Origin of the sequence: Plantactinospora siamensis (assembly GCF_042434095.1) — a bacterium.
Classification (GTDB): Bacteria; Actinomycetota; Actinomycetes; order Mycobacteriales; family Micromonosporaceae; genus KBS50.
In genome coordinates, this window is sequence record NZ_JBHLUE010000026.1 from 656476 (window position 1) to 672644 (window position 16169).

The 16169-nt window shown below is 75.6% G+C and carries 11 protein-coding genes; 9 read left to right on the plus strand and 2 right to left on the minus strand.

Annotation, left to right across the window (positions count from 1 at the left end; all coding sequences use genetic code 11):
- A complete protein-coding gene (asnB, locus tag ACFFHU_RS28260; protein WP_377343427.1) occupies positions 1-1842 on the minus strand; it encodes an asparagine synthase (glutamine-hydrolyzing) in 1842 nt (613 codons plus the stop codon).
- A gap of 210 nt (positions 1843-2052) precedes the next feature.
- On the opposite strand from asnB, the gene ACFFHU_RS28265 reads away from it, so the two are divergent.
- Positions 2053-2835, plus strand: a complete 783-nt coding sequence (locus ACFFHU_RS28265; RefSeq protein ID WP_377343428.1) for a class I SAM-dependent methyltransferase — start codon at positions 2053-2055, stop codon at positions 2833-2835.
- Positions 2836-2977: 142 nt separating this feature from the next.
- On the opposite strand, the gene pepN is transcribed toward ACFFHU_RS28265, so the two are convergent.
- On the minus strand, positions 2978-5518 hold the full coding sequence (pepN, locus tag ACFFHU_RS28270; RefSeq protein WP_377343429.1) for an aminopeptidase N: 2541 nt from the start codon (positions 5516-5518) through the stop codon (positions 2978-2980).
- A gap of 280 nt (positions 5519-5798) precedes the next feature.
- On the opposite strand from pepN, the gene ACFFHU_RS28275 reads away from it, so the two are divergent.
- The 8 genes from ACFFHU_RS28275 (at position 5799) to ACFFHU_RS28310 (ending at position 16096) form a co-directional block, all read left to right on the plus strand.
- Entirely contained in the window at positions 5799-6623 is an 825-nt protein-coding gene (locus ACFFHU_RS28275; protein ID WP_377343431.1) for an SAM-dependent methyltransferase, read from the plus strand.
- 111 nt (positions 6624-6734) lie between these two features.
- Positions 6735-9611 carry an AAA domain-containing protein gene (locus ACFFHU_RS28280; RefSeq protein WP_377343432.1) on the plus strand — a complete coding sequence of 959 codons (2877 nt, stop codon included), beginning with the start codon at positions 6735-6737 and terminating at the stop codon, positions 9609-9611.
- Between the two features lie 148 nt (positions 9612-9759).
- Complete coding sequence (gene pseI, locus ACFFHU_RS28285) at positions 9760-10818, plus strand: pseudaminic acid synthase (RefSeq protein WP_377343433.1); 1059 nt, start codon at positions 9760-9762, stop codon at positions 10816-10818.
- A gap of 34 nt (positions 10819-10852) precedes the next feature.
- Positions 10853-11662 (plus strand): inositol monophosphatase family protein, encoded by an 810-nt coding sequence (locus tag ACFFHU_RS28290; protein ID WP_377343434.1) that lies wholly within the window; start codon positions 10853-10855, stop codon positions 11660-11662.
- Positions 11663-11948: 286 nt separating this feature from the next.
- The gene (gene pseB, locus ACFFHU_RS28295; protein WP_377343435.1) at positions 11949-12932 is read left to right on the plus strand and encodes a UDP-N-acetylglucosamine 4,6-dehydratase (inverting); all 984 of its coding nucleotides are present in this window, start codon (positions 11949-11951) and stop codon (positions 12930-12932) included.
- Positions 12933-12934: 2 nt separating this feature from the next.
- The gene (locus ACFFHU_RS28300; protein ID WP_377343510.1) at positions 12935-14059 is read left to right on the plus strand and encodes a DegT/DnrJ/EryC1/StrS family aminotransferase; all 1125 of its coding nucleotides are present in this window, start codon (positions 12935-12937) and stop codon (positions 14057-14059) included.
- Positions 14060-14123: 64 nt separating this feature from the next.
- The gene (locus tag ACFFHU_RS28305) at positions 14124-14852 is read left to right on the plus strand and encodes a cytidylyltransferase domain-containing protein (protein ID WP_377343437.1); all 729 of its coding nucleotides are present in this window, start codon (positions 14124-14126) and stop codon (positions 14850-14852) included.
- On the plus strand, positions 14849-16096 hold the full coding sequence (locus tag ACFFHU_RS28310) for a PseG/SpsG family protein (RefSeq protein ID WP_377343438.1): 1248 nt from the start codon (positions 14849-14851) through the stop codon (positions 16094-16096). Before ACFFHU_RS28305 ends, ACFFHU_RS28310 begins: the two co-directional genes overlap by 4 nt.
- The last annotated feature ends 73 nt before the right edge of the window (positions 16097-16169 follow it).

A 16169-nucleotide genomic window follows, 5' to 3' on the forward strand; every position in this document is an offset into this window, starting at 1 on the left:
TTAGCCGACCAGCCGGGTGGGGGTGCGGCGCAGCCACAGGTCGAGGCTGAGCACGAACTCGATGGCGCTGCGGGCGGCGCCGAAGCCGTCGTGCTCGAACGGCGCGTCCAGCAGCGGCCGGACCCGCCGCTGGTCGAGCAGCGGCAGCACGGGGGAGTCGTCGAGCACCAGGCGCAAACCGTCCCGGAGGGCCCGCTCGTACCTCGGGTCCTGGGTGGACGGGTACGGGCTCTTGGTGCGGGCCACCACCGAGGCTGGCAGCACGTCGGCGGCGGCGCCCCGCAGCAGGCTCTTCTCCCGCCCGTCGTACGTCTTCATCGCCCAGGGCGTGTTGTAGACGTACTCGACCAGCCGGTGGTCGCAGAATGGCACCCGCACCTCCAGCCCGTGCGCCATGCTCATCCGGTCCTTCCGGTCGAGCAGGATCTGGACGAACCGGGTCAGGTGCAGGTAGCAGATCTCCCGCATCCGCCGGTTGTGCGGATCGGGATCGTCGCCGTGGTCGACCTCGGCCAGCGCGTCCCGGTACGCGTCCCGCCGGTAGTCGGCCAGCTCCAGCCGGTCGGCCAGGTCGGGGCGCAGCAGCGCGGCCAGGTTGCCGGGGCCGACCGGCAGGGCCAGCCAGGGGAAGGTCTCGGCGGCCACCACCGAGGGCTCGTGGAACCAGCGGTACCCGCCGAACACCTCGTCGGCCGCCTCGCCGGACAGGGCCACGGTGGACCGCTCGCGCACGGCCCGGAACAGCAGGTACAGCGAGGTGTACATGTCGCCGAGGCCGACCGGCAGGTCGTTGCCGGCCACCACCGCGGAGCGGGCCACCGGGTCCATCAGGGTGGCCGCGTCCAGCACGATGTCCTCGTGGTCGATCGCCACGTGCTTGGCCACGTCGTGCACGTACGGCCCGTCCGGGGTCTGGCGCATGGAGTCCGGCCGGAAGCTTTCGGTCTGCCCGGCGAAGTCGACGGCGAACGACCGCAGCGGGTCCGCGCCGCCGTCCCGCAGGGCCGCCGCGGCCAGCGCGGTGATCACCGAGGAGTCCAGGCCGCCGGAGAGCAGCGTGCACAGCGGCACGTCCGCGATCACCTGCCGGCGCACGATGTCGTCCAGCAGCTCGCGTACGGTGCGGATGGTGGTGTCCAGGTCGTCGCGGTGCTCCACGTAGCCGGGCCGCCAGTAGCGCCGCCGGCGCAGGCCGGTCCGGTCCACCGTGATCACCTCGCCGGGCCGCACCTCGTGCAGGTCCCGGTAGACGGCGTGGCCCGGGGTCTTGACGAAGCCCAGCAGCTCGCGCAGGCCGGCGGCGTCCACCACCGGATCGGCCGCGGGATGGGCGAACACGCCCTTCGGCTCGGAGGCGAACAGCACGGCGCCGGGCAGGCCGGTGTAGACGTACAGCGGCTTGATGCCCATCCGGTCGCGGACCAGCAGCAGCCGGTCGTTGTCGGCGTCCCACAGCCCGAAGGCGTACATGCCGTTGAGCCGGTCGACGAAGTCGGCGCCCCATTCGAGGTAGGCGTGCAGCACCACCTCGGTGTCGCTGGTCGTGCGGAAGGAGTGGCCCAGGCCGGCCAGCTCGGCGCGTAGCTCGCGGTAGTTGTAGACCTCGCCGCTGTAGGTGATCGCGAGCACGGTCTCGCCGCCGCGTTCCACGGTCATCGGCTGGTCCCCGGTGGCCAGGTCGATCACGGCCAGCCGCCGGTGGCCCAGGGCCACGTGCTCGCCCAGCCACCGGCCCTCGGCGTCCGGGCCGCGCAGCGTCATGGTGGCGGTCATGGCCCGCACCGCGGCGCCCTCGGCGCGCAGGTCCCGGCCGAAGTCCACCCATCCGACAATCCCGCACACGGCGACCTCCCCGCTGGCCGTGCGGCGTGGATCACGGTGCGTCACGCCGCAAACGCTCCATGTTTATCATCGGCTGCGCGCCCGTGGCAATCGTCCATTTCGGACCCGGCGCCCGACCGGAAAGCGGCGGTCGCCGGGCTCCGGGCGGACCACCCGGAATCCGCCACTTGGCCGGCTCCGGCGCCGGGGGCGGAATGCGACCATGACCGCATGGGATCTCCGGACGCGGCCCGGTCCGGGTTGGCCGGCACCTTCCGGCACCGGGGCGTGGCCGAGGCGTACCGGCACCGCCCGCCGTACCCGGCGGAGGTGTTCGGGATCCTGGACCGGCTGGTCGTGGACGAGCCGCGGGTGGTCCTGGACCTCGGCGCCGGGGAGGGCGCGCTGGCCCGGCCGCTGGCCGCCCGGATGTCCCGGGTGGACGCCGTCGAGGTGTCCGTGGCGATGGTGGAGGCCGGGCGGAACCGACCGGGCGGCGCCCGGGACAACCTGCGGTGGATCGTCGGCGGCGTGGAGTCGGTCCCGCTGCACGGCCCGTACGGGCTGGTGACCGCGGGCGCCAGCCTGCACTGGATGCGCTGGCGGCCGCTCATGCGGCGGCTGTCGGCGGCGATGACCGAGCGGGCCGTGCTGGCCATCGTGGACCACGGCGCCCGGGACCTGCCGTGGGCGCGCGAGGTGACCGGGGTGATCCGGCGGCACTCGCGCAGCGCCCGGTACGACCCCGGATACTCCCTGGTGAACGCGCTGCGCACGGACGGCTGCTTCCGCCTGGTCGGCCGGGTGGAGACGGCGCCGGTGCCGTTCCGCCAGCCGGTGGAGGCGTATGTGGAACAGTTCCACTCCACCGCGAGCCTGGCGCGGGAGCTGATGCCGGAGCGGGAGGCGGCGGACTTCGACGCGGCGATCGAGGCCGCGGTGCGGCCGTGGGCCCGCGACGGCATGCTGGAGCTGCCGATCGTCGCCACCCTCTCCTGGGGCCGACCCGCCTGACAGCCGCACCCCCGACGGCCCGTCGATCAAGAGGCCTGCGCCGGGACCCGCGCGTGTCGCGTCGCAGACCTCTTGATCAACCGCGGCCCGGAAAATGACCGCGGGGAGGGGGCGGTGGGAGTCAGGGGAGGGGCGGTGCGGGTCAGCGCATGGCACGGGCCCGCAGCATCTTGCTGAGCTCGTCGGCGAAGCCGCGGGTGCGGGCGGCCACCAACGGCGGCAGCCCCGCCGCGACGGTCACCGCCCGCTCCGGGAAGTCCCGGGCCACGCCATGAAGCGGGAACAGGGCGCCGGTCACCGCCATCACGACCGTCATGCCACCCTCGGTCAGCCGGGGAAGTTCCGCCACGAACCGTTCGGCGAACGGGGCCAGCACGGCGTCCTGGGTGGGATCCCAGAACGCCTCGGCCACCTCCGTCAGCGCGGTCACCGGAATGGCGCCGGCCACGACGGCACGCCACGCCTCGTCCTTCGCGGCGGCCTCGGGCCGGGCCGCCCGGACGGCCGCCGCCCGCGAGCCGGCGTCCGGGTCCGGATCGAGCGCCAGCAGCTCGGCCACCGCTTCGGCGTCGTACCCGCCGGTGGCGGCGGTCTGGGTCAGCCACCGCCAGCGCAGGTCGACGTCCGAACCGACCAGCCCGTCGAGCTCGGCCAGCCGCTCGGCTCGCCAGGACACGGCCAGGGCGGTCCGCAGGGCGGTCCGCCGGGTGGCGTCGTCGCCGTCCGCCTCGGCCCGCCGGGCCAGCGCCACGCAGGCCGTGGCCAGCTCGTCGCCGAGCGCCGGCACGGCCGCGCCGTCGGTCCAGTTCCGGACGGCCCGCTCGGCCGTGCCCAGCAGCCCGGACCGCACAGACTGGTCGGTCTCCACGGCCAGCGCCCGGGCCGCGTACCGGACGATCTCGGCCGGGGGCAGCAGCCCGTCCTCGACCAGGTGCCACAGGGTGAGCCGGGCCACCGCCCGGGACAGCGGGTCCGGCAGCGTCGGGCCGTACCGGAGCAGGGCCTCCCGGGTCGCGGCGTCGGGGCGGACCCGGGCGAAGGTGAGGTCACCGTCGTTGGGCAGCAGCAGGTCCGCGACCGGCGCGCCGGTCAGTTCGGGTACGGCCGTGCCGGGCGGGGCGGCGTCCAGCTCCACCCGCTGGCGCAGCGCCGGCCGGTCGTGCTCGACGTCGTACACGCCGACGGCCAGCCGGTGCGGCCGGTTGGCGGGGCGGTCCGCCGGCGGCTCGACCAGCAGCTCCACCGAGCGGTACCGCCGGTCGTCCCCGGCCTCGGCGGCCACGTCGGCCCGCACCGACAGCGTGTCGGTGCCGGCGGTGAGCAGCCACTCCCGGGCCCACGCCCCCAGGTCCCGGCCGGAGGGCCCGGTGAGGGCGGCGAGCAGGTCGTCCAGGGTGGCGTTGCCGTACGCGTGCCGCGCGAAGTGCCGGCGCAGGCCGGCCAGGAACGCCTCCTCACCGGTGTACGCGGCCAGCTGCCGCAGCACGCTCGCGCCCTTGGAGTAGGTCACCCGGTCGAAGGCCGCCTTGGCGTGGTCGACGGTCGGCAGGTCCTGGCGGATCGGGTGGGTGGTCGGGCCGGCGTCGGCGCTGTAGCCGCTCTCCTTGCGCACGCCGAGGAAGGAGACCCAGGAGCCGGTGTACGGCGTGCACCGCTCGGCCGCCCACATGGCGGCCCAGTCCGCGAACGACTCGTTCAGCCACAGGTCGTCCCACCAGCGCATCGTGACCAGGTCGCCGAACCACATGTGGGCCATCTCGTGCAGCAGCACCACGGCCCGCCGTTCCCGCAGCGCGTGCGTGGCCTCGCCGCGGAACAGGGACGAGTCCATCCAGGTCACGCAGCCCCAGTTCTCCATGGCGCCCTGGAAGTCCGGGCAGAACACCTGGGTGTAGGTCCGCTGCGGGAACGGCATGTCGAACTGCTCGCCGAAGAAGCGCAGCCCGGCCGCGGTGAGGTCGAACAGCTCGCCGGCCTGCCGGTCCAGCTCCGCGGCCAGGCTGCGGCGGGCCAGCAGGGCCAGCTCGTACCCGTCCACCGCGCGGTCGACCCGGTGGAACGGGCCGGCGCAGACCACCGTGACGTACGGCGACATCCGCGGCGTGTCGGCGAACCGCCAGGTGTGCGCGGCGCCCCCGTCGCCCGGTCCGGCACTCGCCGGCGTCGCGTCGGCGGTCCGGGGCGAGCGGTCCAGGACGGCCGAGTTGGAGGCCACCGTCCACTCCGCGGGCGCGTGCACGGTGAACGCCACCACCGCCTTGAGATCCGGCTGGTCGAAGCACGCGAAGACCCGGCGGGCGTCGTCCGGCTCGAACGACGTCCACACGTACGTGCCGCCGTCGCTCGGGTCGACCCAGCGGTGCAGACCGGACCGCTGCTCGGTCCGGTCGGTGCGGGACTCCACCACCAGCCGGTGGTCCCCGCCCAACGCCGGCAGCGCCAGCCGTTCCCCGTCGTGCGCGTCGGCCGGCAGCGCGGCGCCGTCCAGCCAGGCCCGCACCTCGTCGGCGACGATGTCGATGAAGGTCGGCTCGCCGCCCGGGCGGGCCGAGAGGTCCACGGTGCTGCGGCTGCGCAGCGTGGCGCCGGCCAGCAGTCCGGTCAGGTCCAGTTCCACGTCGTAACGGCGTACCCGCAGCAGCTCAGCTCTGGTCCGCGCCTCGTCCCGGGTCAAGGAAGTCATGCCCCGATCATGACCCGGACCTGCCGTCCACGCCCGCCCGGGTGGCGCGCCGACCGGTGTGCGGCGACCGGCGGCCGGCCCCGGCCACCGGCGTCGGTCGCGAGCCGCGACCGGCCGGCGGCGGGTGGGAGCGCTCCAAGGCGGGATCGACGTATGGAAAGCTCTGATCTAGTCTCGGCACTGATCGCGGTCCGGGATTCGGGCCGGGTTCGCCCGGGTGGTCACGGTCGGCCGGCGATCAGCGCCCCGATGGGGCCGCCGGCCAGGAGGGAGCGAGGCGTTGCGCAGCGAGTACGGGGTGCCGCCGGGGGTCGACACCTCCCGGCCCAGCATCGCCCGGGTCTACGACTACTACCTCGGTGGCAAGGACAACTTCGCGGTCGACCGGGAGGCGGCCGAGATGGCGCTGCGGGTCACCCCGGACGGCGCCGAGGCGGGCCGGGCCTGCCGGGCCTTCCTCCGGCGCTCGGTGCGGTACCTCGCCGCCGAGGCCGGCGTTCGGCAGTTTCTCGACCTCGGGTCGGGGCTGCCGACCCAGGGCAACGTGCACGAGGTCGCCCAGCGGGTGGACCCGGCCGCCCGGGTGGTCTATGTGGACAACGACCCGATGGCGCTCGCGCACGGCCGCGCCCTGCTCGCCGACTCCCGGACCACGGCGGTGGTCGGGGCGGATGTTCGGGAGCCGGACGAGATCCTCAACAACCCCGACGTGCGGCGGATGATCGATCGGGACCTACCGGTCGGGCTGCTGCTGCTGGCGATCCTGCACCACCTGCACGACCACGAGGATCCCGGCGGCGTCGTCCGGCGGCTCGTGGCCGCCGTCCCGTCCGGGAGCTACCTGGCGATCTCGCACTTCACCGACCCGGGCGCGGCGCATCCCGAGGTCTCCCGCCGGACCCGGGAGGTGGAGAAGGTCTTCAACGCGACCCTCGGCACCGGCAGGTGGCGCTCCCCGGAGGAGATCATGTCGTTCTTTGACGGCCTGGAGATGGTGTCGCCCGGGCTGGTTCCGCTGGCCGAGTGGCGTCCCGACGCCGAGGAGACGGCGGGGCAGACCGACACCTACTACACGATCTTCGGCGGGGTGGCCCGGAAGCCCTGAGGGCGCCCGCCGCGCCACGCGCCGCCTTTCGGCCAGCGCCGGGTCGCCCCGTCGGTCGCCGGCCGGTCCGTCCGGGCCGGGTTGCCCGGCGTACGGCAGAATCTGCGGGCGATGGAGGTCAACCGGGTCCTGGCCGCGTTCGCCGAGCTGGCGCCCGCCCGGGCCGAACGGGTCTACGACGTCACCGGGCCGGGGCGCCCACTGGTGTGGCTGCGGGACCCGGATCGGGCGCCGCGGGGCCGCCGGCTGGACCGGCTCGCGGCGTTGGACGCGTTGCACCGACAGGAGCGGATCCTGCGCCGCGGCCTGGCCTTCGTGGTCGGGACCGAGGTGGTCGAGGGCGCCCGGCGCCGCGTTCGGCTGCCGCTGCTCAGCCAGCCGGTACGGCTGGACCGCGGCCGCGGCGGCTACCGGATCCGGCCCGCGGGCGACATCGAGCTGACCCCGCTCATCGAGGACCGCGCGCTCGCGGCCCGGCTGGAGGACGTGCCCGGGATGGCCACCCCGGCCTGGCTGGCCGGGCCGGACGCCCGGGCCTGGCTGCGGACCGCGGCGGACAGCGCCGGCCTACGGCTGCACACGGTGCTGACCGGGCCGCCCGGGGCGGTCGACGACGCCACCCTGGCCGGCGTGCCGGCCGCCGGCCTGTACGTGGTGCGCGACGTGCTCGCCACCGGGCTGCGCGACACGCTGCTCGGCTGGGCCAACCGGCCCGGTCTGGCGGCGACCGCGCTGGCCCGCATCTACGGCGAACCGGCCGCGGCCCCGGCCGGCCCGGCCGAGCTGCTCTCGCCGCTGCCGCTCAACGCGGCGCAGCGCGCGGTGGTTCGCCGGGTCCGCGCCGAGCCGCTGGTGGTGGTCTCCGGGCCGCCCGGAAACGGCAAGAGCCACGCCCTGGTGGCGGCGGCCCTCGACACCGTGCACCGCGGCGGTTCGGTGCTCATGGTCACCCAGTCGGTGCACGCCGTCGACGTCCTCGGCGAGCTGCTGCGGCGGCAGCCCGGTCCGCCGCCGGTGCTGTTCGGGGACGCCGAGCGGCGCGAGGCCGTGGCGGCCGAGCTGGCGCGCGGGGCCGCCGCGGCGGACCCGGCCGGCGACGCCGACCGGGCCGTCCGGCGGGCCGCCGACGAGGTCGCGTCGATCCGGGCCGGCATCGCCGCCGCGCTGGAGCTCGAGCGCGCGGCCGGCTCGCTGGCCGGCTGGCAGCCGCTGCTGCCCGCGCTGGCGGCCGAGGCGCCCGGCGCGTTCGAGCCGGGCTTCGACATCGAGGCGGCCCGCGCCCTGCTGACCGCGGCCGGTGGCACGGCCGCCGGCGCGAACGCCGCCGCCGGTGTCGACGCCGATCCGGCCGGCCGCTCGTGGCGCCGCTGGCGCCGGAGCCGGGCGGTCGAGCGGCTGCGTCGCCGGGTGGGCGCCGGCCCCGGCGTACCGGTCGAGCGGCTGCGGTCCGCGCTGGACGCGGCCGCCGCGACCGCCGCCGCGGCGCGGCTCGCGGCCACCGGGGGCACCGACCTGGAGTCGGCGTGGTCGGTCCTGGCCGCTGCCGACGCCGCGCTGGCGGGCGCGGTCGGCGCCGCCATGCGACAGCGGGCCGCGGGCCCGCTGCGCCGGACCGGGGCCGGCCGGCGCAGCGTGGCCGCGCTGGCCGTGGCGCTGAAGGCCGGCCGGAACCGCCGCCGCGAGCTGCTGGCCGGTCTCGACGGCGCGGCGCTGGTCCGCACCCTGCCGCTCTGGGTCGGCACGGCGGCCGACGTCGAGGACCTGCTGCCGCCGCTGCCCGGCATGTTCGATCTCGTGGTGCTGGATGAGGCCGCGCACCTCGACCAACTCCGGGCCGCGCCCGTGCTGGCCCGGGCCCGGCGCGCCCTGGTGGCCGGCGATCCCCGGCAGCTGCGCTTCGTCTCGTTCGTGGCCGACGTCGAGGTGGCCGACACGCTGCGCCGGCACGGGCTCGCCGAGCTCGCCGACCGGCTCGACGTCCGCCGCGCCAGCGTGCTGGACGTGGCCACCGGCGCCGCGCCGGTGACCTGGCTGAGCGAGCACTACCGGTCCGCCCCGCACCTGATCGGATTCTCCGCCCGGCGGTTCTATCCGGACCGCCTGGAACTGGTCACCCGGCATCCCCGCAACGAGCGCTCCGACGTCATCGACGTGGTCCGGGTGGACGCGGCGCAGGTGGTGGACGGGGTGAACCGCGCCGAGGTGGCGGCGGTGCTGAAGCTGGTCGGCCAGCTGGCCGACGCCGGCCACGCCGACGGGGCCGGCCACGCCGACGGCGACAGCCACGCCGACGGCGACGGCCACGCCGACGGCGGCGGTACGGCCGGCGCGGAGTCCGGCGGGATCGGCGTGCTCAGCCCGTTCCGCGCTCAGGCCGACGCCATCGAGGCGGCGCTGCTGGCCGCGTACCCGGCCGAGGAGATCGAACGGCTGGGCCTGCGCTGCGGCACCGTGCACGGCTTCCAGGGCAGCGAGTCCGACGTGGTCGTCGCGTCGCTCGGCCTGGTTGACGCCGACCCGCCGGCCCGGCGTCGCTTCGCCACCGACCCGAACCTGTTCAACGTGATGATCACCCGGGCGCGGCGGCGGATGGTGCTGGTCACCTCGCTGGGCTCGCCGGACGGTCTGGTCGGGGACTACCTCCGGTACGCCGACCGGCTGGCCGAGCCGCCGGCCGCCGGCGCCGCCCCGGACGGCTGGCCCGCCGAGCTGGCCACCCGGCTGCGCCGGCTGGGGCTGCCCGTCCGGTACGCGTACCCGGTCGGGCGGTGGCGCGTCGATCTGTGTGTGGGTGACGGCCCGGACGCGGTGGGCCTGATCTGCGGGCCGCACGCGGACGGCGTCGAGGCGCACCTGGAACGGCAGCGGACGCTGCGGGACGCGGGCTGGCGGCTGCACGATGCCTTCCCGAGCCGGTGGGGCGGCGACCCGGTGCGGGCGGCGCTGGAGGTGGCGGCGCGGGTCCGCGCGCCGGGGCCGACCGGTTGACCGGGGATCCCGCGCCGTGCCGGCGGGGACAACCGGGGACCGTTCCTTCACCCGGGGTTCGCCCGGGAAACCCCCGGCAGTAACCCGGGGTTGGGCGCCGGGGGGCTAGCGTCGTCGGTTCGTGTCCCCGAGTTCCGGAGGTACCCCCGTGCAGCGCAGCCAGCCGTTCTCCGTCGGGCCGCAGCTCATCGGTCCCGGGCAGCGGCCGTACGTCGTGGCCGAGCTGTCCGGGAACCACAACGGCGACCTGGACCGGGCGCTGGCCCTGGTCGACGCGGTCGCCGAGGCCGGCGCGCACGCGGTCAAGCTGCAGACGTACACGGCCGACACGCTCACCCTCGACGTGGACCACCGGCCGTTCAGGCTGGGCTCCGGGCACGATCTGTGGGGCGGCGAGCACCTCTACCAGCTGTACCAGCGGGCGCACACGCCGTGGGAGTGGCACGAGCCGATCTTCGAGCGGGCGCGCAAGCACGGCCTCACCGCCTTTTCCAGCCCGTTCGACCCGACGGCCGTGGACCTGCTCGAGGGGCTCGACGTGCCGATCTACAAGATCGCCTCGTCGGAGCTGGTGGACCTGCCGCTGATCCGGCTGGTCGCCGGCACGGGCAAGCCGATGATCATCTCAACCGGGATGGCCACCGTGGCCGAGATCGACGCGGCCGTGCGGGCCGCCCGCGAGGGCGGCTGCGCCGACCTGGTGCTGCTCGCCTGCACGGCCTCGTACCCGGCGCCGCCCGAGCACAGCAACCTGCGCCGGCTGCCGGTGCTGGCCGACGTCTTCGGCGCCGCGGTGGGGCTCTCCGACCACACCATGGGGATCGGCGCCCCGGTCGCGGCCGTGGCGCTCGGCGCCTGCCTGATCGAGAAGCACGTCACGCTGGCCCGCGCCGACGGCGGGGTGGACTCGGCCTTCTCGCTGGAGCCGGCCGAGCTCGCGGCGCTGGTGGTCGAGTCCGAGCGGGCCTGGCAGGCGCTGGGCGACACCACCATCGGGCCCACCCCCGCCGAGCGGGAGGGGCTGCGGTTCCGCCGTTCGCTGTACGTGGTCGAGGACGTCCGGGCCGGCGATCCCGTCACCGCGCAGAACGTCCGTTCCATCCGCCCGGCCGGCGGCCTCGCGCCGGACGCGCTGTCCGGCGTGCTCGGCCGGACCTTCCGGACGGATGTGACGAAGGGCACGCCGCTCACCTGGGACCTGGTCTAGGCGGGTGCGCCCCGCGCGCCGCGATGATGAGCCGGTGGAGACCGACCTCGAACTCGCCCGCCGGGCCGCGCTGACCGGCGCGGCCGTGGCGCTGCGGTACTTCGCCGCCCTCGCCCGGCTGCCCCGGGAGGTCAAGGCCGACGGCAGCGTGGTGACCGAGGCCGATCGGGCCGTCGAGGCCGCCATCCGGGCCGTGCTGACCGGCGCCCGGCCCGCCGACGCGGTGCTCGGCGAGGAGGGCGGGCAGACCGGGGACGCCGGCCGCCGGTGGATCATCGACCCGATCGACGGCACCGCCCTCTTCGTGGCCGGCGACGACCGGTGGCTGGTCCTGGTCGCGCTGGAGGAGGCCGGCGAGGTGCGGGTGGGCGTGGCCGCGGTCCCGGCCCAGCGCAGGCTCTGGTGGGCCGGCCGCGGCGCCGGCGCCTTCACTGCCGAGATCTCCGGCCCGACCCTGGTGGCGCCCCGGCGGATCCGGGTGGCCCGGGACCGGCCGGACGACCTGCCGGCCAGCCGGTTCGGGGTGGTCCCGCCGGCGGACCGGCTCCGCGGGGGCGAACGCGACCTCATCGCGCCGCTGGCGGCCGTAACCGCGACCGTGCCGTGGATCACCCATCCCGGGCTGCTGGTGGCGGCCGGCCGGCTCGACCTCGCCGTCCAGACCGGCGGCCAGGCCTGGGACTACGCCGCGCCGTCGCTCATCCTCACCGAGGCGGGCGGGTGCTTCGGCGGCCTCGACGGAAGCCCGCGGCCCGAGCCCGGCCCGGCGCTGTACGCCAGCGGTCCCGCGCTGCACCGCGCCGCCCGACGGGTCCTCCGGCCCGGCCCGGGCGAGCCCGGCTGACCGGGCCGTCCGGCCGGCCCGGCTGGGTCTCCCGGCCGCCCGATCGCGTCGCCGTGGCCCATCTGGGCAGGGATTATGAGTTTCCGCACCCGCGCCGTCCCGGCGTCGAATGCCGGTTGAACGAGGCGTGAATAGCGGCTTGCGCTTTGCCGGCCCGCTGCCCTGCCCCCTGTTCCTGCCAGCGCGCGCCGCTATGCTTCCGATCCGAGTCGCGTTGGAGCCACCGGCTCCTGGTTGATCACCGGCGGCCGCGTACCACGCACCCCGCACCCCTTGGAGCACAGTCTTGAGCGTTCTATCCGGATCTTCCATCCTGGTCACCGGAGCCACCGGGTCCTTCGGCCGGGCGTTCCTCCGGTACGCCCTCGCCGAGCTCGACCCGCAGCGGATCGTGGTGTTCTCCCGGGACGAGCTCAAGCAGTACGAGGTCCGCCAGCAGTTCGGGAACGACCCGCGACTGCGCTTCTTCCTCGGCGACATCCGGGATCGGAACCGATTGATCCGCGCCATGCACGGCATCGACCACGTGGTGCACGCGGCCGCCCTCAAGCAGGTGGACACGGCGGAATACAACCCATCGGAGTTCGTCAACACGAACATCGAGGGCTCGCAGAATGTCATCGACGCGGCCATCGAGTCCGGCGTGCAGAAGGTGGTGGCCCTCTCCACCGACAAGGCATCCAGCCCGATCAACCTGTACGGCGCCACCAAGCTGGTCGCCGACAAGCTGTTCATCGCCGGCAACCACTACGCGGCCCACCATCCCACCCGGTTCGCGGTGGTGCGGTACGGCAACGTGATGGGCAGCCGCGGCTCGGTGGTGCCGCTGTTCCGCCAGCTCAACGCGGCCGGCGAGAGCCTGCCGATCACGGACAAGCGGATGACCCGGTTCTGGATCACCCTGGACCAGGCCGTCCGGTTCGTGGTCGAGTCGTTCGAGCGCATGCAGGGCGGCGAGCTGTACGTGCCGCGGATCCCCAGCATGCGCATCCTCGACCTGGTCGAGGCGGTCGCCCCGGACGCGGCCACGCACGAGATCGGAATGCGGCCGGGGGAGAAGCTGCACGAGGAGATGATCTCCGCGGACGACAGCCGCCGCACGCTGCGGTATCCGGACCGGTACGTGGTGCAGCCGGTCGTGGCCAGCTGGGGTTACGAGACCCCGTCCGGCGGCGAGCAGGTGCTGGACGGCTTCACCTACCGGTCGGACACCAACGACCTGTGGCTGTCCGTGGAGGAGATGCGCGCCATCCTGGCGGCGAAGCCGTGACGATGCTGCCGTACGGCCGGCAGTCGATCACGGACGCGGACGTCGAGGCCGTGGTCGAGGCGCTGCGCAGCGACTGGCTGACCACCGGCCCGCGGGTGACGCGGTTCGAGGCGGACCTGGCCGCGGTGGCCGGCGCCCCGTGCGTGGCGGTGAGCAACGGCACCGCCGCGCTGCACACCGCGTACGCGGCCGCCGGCGTCGGGCCGGGCGACGAGGTGGTGACCACCCCGATGACGTTCGTGTCCACCGCCTCGACGGCGGTCATGCTCGGCGCCCGGGTGCGGTTCGCCGACGTGGAGTCCGACACCGCCAACCTCGACCCGGCGGCCGCGGCCGACCTGGTCGGTCCGCGGACCCGGGCCGTCACGGCGGTCGACTACGCCGGACACCCCGCCGAGTACGACGACCTGCGCAAGGTGACCGACTCGGTGGGCGCCACCCTGATCGCCGACGCGGCCCACGCGATCGGCTCGACCTACCGGGGCCGGCCGGTGGGCACGCTCGCGGACCTGACGACGTTCTCGTTCTTCCCCACCAAGAACCTCACCACCGCCGAGGGCGGCGCGGTGGCCGCGGCCGACCCGGAGCTGCTGGGCCGGGCCGCCCGGTTCCGCAGCCTCGGCATGGTCCGGGACCGGGACTCGCTGCGGGAGCCGGACGAGGGCGGATGGCACCAGGAGGTGCACGAGTTCGGCCTCAACTACCGGCTGCCCGACCTGCTCTGCGCGCTCGGCAGCGCCCAGTTGGCCCGGCTCGATCACTTCAAGGCCCGCCGGGCGGCGCTGGTGGAGCGGTACAACGAGCTCCTGGCGGACGTGCCGGGGCTGCGGCTGCCGGTCCGGCGGGACTGGGTCGAGCCCACCCGCCACCTCTACCCGGTGCGCATCCTGGCCGGCCGGCGCCGCGAGGTGTACGGCCGGATGCGGGCGGCCGGGATCGGCGTGCAGGTCAACTACATCCCGGCGTACTGGCACCCGGCCTTCGCCGACCTGGGCTACCGTCGCGGGATGTGTCCGGTGGCCGAGGCGTTCTACGCGGAGCAGCTCTCCCTGCCGCTCTTCGTGGACCTGTCCGAGAGCGATCAGGACCGGGTGGTGGCGACCCTGCGGGGCATCCTCGGCGACTGACCCGGCGACCGGCGGTGGCGGCCGCCGGCGAGTGACCCTTCTAAATTCCGACGACAGGACGGCCATGCGTACCCTCGGCATCATCCAGGCCCGGATGGGCTCCAGCCGGCTTCCCGGTAAGGTGCTGCGCCGGCTCGGCGGGCACACGGTGCTGGATCGCGTGGTCCGGGCCGCCCGGGCCAGCGGCGCGGTGGCCGACCTCGTGGTGGCCACCAGCACCGATCCCGACGACGACGCGGTGGCCGCCGAGTGCGACACCCTCGGCGTGCCGTGCGTGCGGGGGCCGGTCGACGACGTGCTGAGCCGGTTCATGCGGGTGCTGGACACCCGGGACAGTGAGGCCGTGCTGCGCTTCACGGCCGACTGCCCGCTGCTGGATCCGGCGCTGATCGCGCAGGTCACGGCCGCCTTCGCGGCGATGCCGGAGGTCGACTACGTGAGCACCTCGATCCCCCGCACCCTGCCGCGGGGGATGGACGTCGAGATCGTCCGGCCCGGGGTGCTGCGGGCCGTCGACGGGCTGGCCACCGAGCACCACCGCACCCACGTCACCTCGTACGTCTACACCCATCCGGAGCTGTTCCGGGTCGTCGGGCTGACCCTGCAACCGGACCTGTCGCACCTGCGACTGACCCTCGACACCGAGGACGACTGGCGGCTCATCAGCGAGATCGTGGCGCACTTCGGCGACGACCCGGTGTCGCTGCGCACCCTCGCCGACTGGCTGGCCGAGCGGCCGCACCTGCGCCTGCTCAATGCGCACGTCCGGCAGAAGGAACTGTCGAAGGCATGATCCGGATCGGCATCCGCTGCGACGCCGGCCCGGTCACCGGGGTCGGACACCTGATGCGCTGCCTGGCGCTGGCCGACGAGCTGGCCGCCCGGGGCGCGGCCGTGCACCTGCTCGCCGACGTCGGCGGCCTGCCGTGGGCCGTCGACCGGATCGGCGCGCACGACCTCGAATGGGGTCCGGCGCCGGCCGGGCCGGCCGAGCTGGTGGCGGCCGTCCGCCGACTCGGCCTCGACGCCGTGGTGCTGGACTCGTACACGCTCGACCCCGGCACCGGCGTCGCCCTGCGCGCGGCGGGCGTTCCGGTGCTGGCTTTGATCGACGGCGAGCCGCGGGGCGCGGTCGCCGACGTCTACGTCGACCAGAACCTCGACGCCGAGCTCGCCACGCCGGCGCTGCCACCCGGCGCGGTTCGGCTGGCCGGCCTGCGGTACTGCCTGCTGGGGTCGGCGGTCCGCCGGCTCCGCCCGGAGCGGCCCCGGCCGGCCGGCGAGCGGGCCGTGCCGCGGGTGCTGTGCTTCTTCGGCGGCACCGACGCGTTCGGGGCCGCGCCCACCGTGGCCCGCCTGCTGCTCGGCACCGGCGCGCCGCTGGACGCCACGGTGGTCGGCGCCACCGAGCGGATCCGCGGACAGCTGCGGGAGCTGGCGCCCGGCGCCGGCCAGCGGCTGACCGTCATCGAGCCCACCGACGAGCTGGCCCCGCTGATGGCCGCGGCCGACCTGGTGGTGGCCGCCAGCGGGACCTCGGCCTGGGAGCTGCTCTGCCTGGGGGCGCCCGCCGCGCTGGTGTGGGTGGTGGACAACCAGCGGCTCGGCTACGACCGGCTGGTGCGGCGCGAGCTGGTGGCCGGGCTGGGCCGGCTCGCCGACCTCGCCGCGGACCCCGCCGGGCTGCCCGCTCCCGCTGGCGAGGAGGCGGAGGCATCCCGGCCGGCGGCCGGCGACGCGGCGGAGGCTTCCGGACCGGCGGCCGGCGAGGAGGCGGAGGCTTCCCGACCGGCGGCCGGCGACGCGGCGGGCGCGGCCGGCCGGGCGACGGAGCAGCTGCGTTTGCTGCTGACCGATCCCGATCGGCGCACCCGGCTCGGCGCGCGGGCCTGGGCGGCCGTCGACGGCCGCGGCGTGCGGCGGGTGGCCGACGAGCTGCTGGCGCGGGCCGCCGCCCCGGACCGGACCGGGCGGCCGGACCGCGGCCCGGGTGGGGATCGCGCCACAGAGGACCGCGCCGACCGGCTGGTACGGTGATGACGGTCGTGACCGGGCACCGTGCCGCCGCGTCAGCCCCGCGAACCTGCCGTGGTGGCCTGCTGTTCACCCT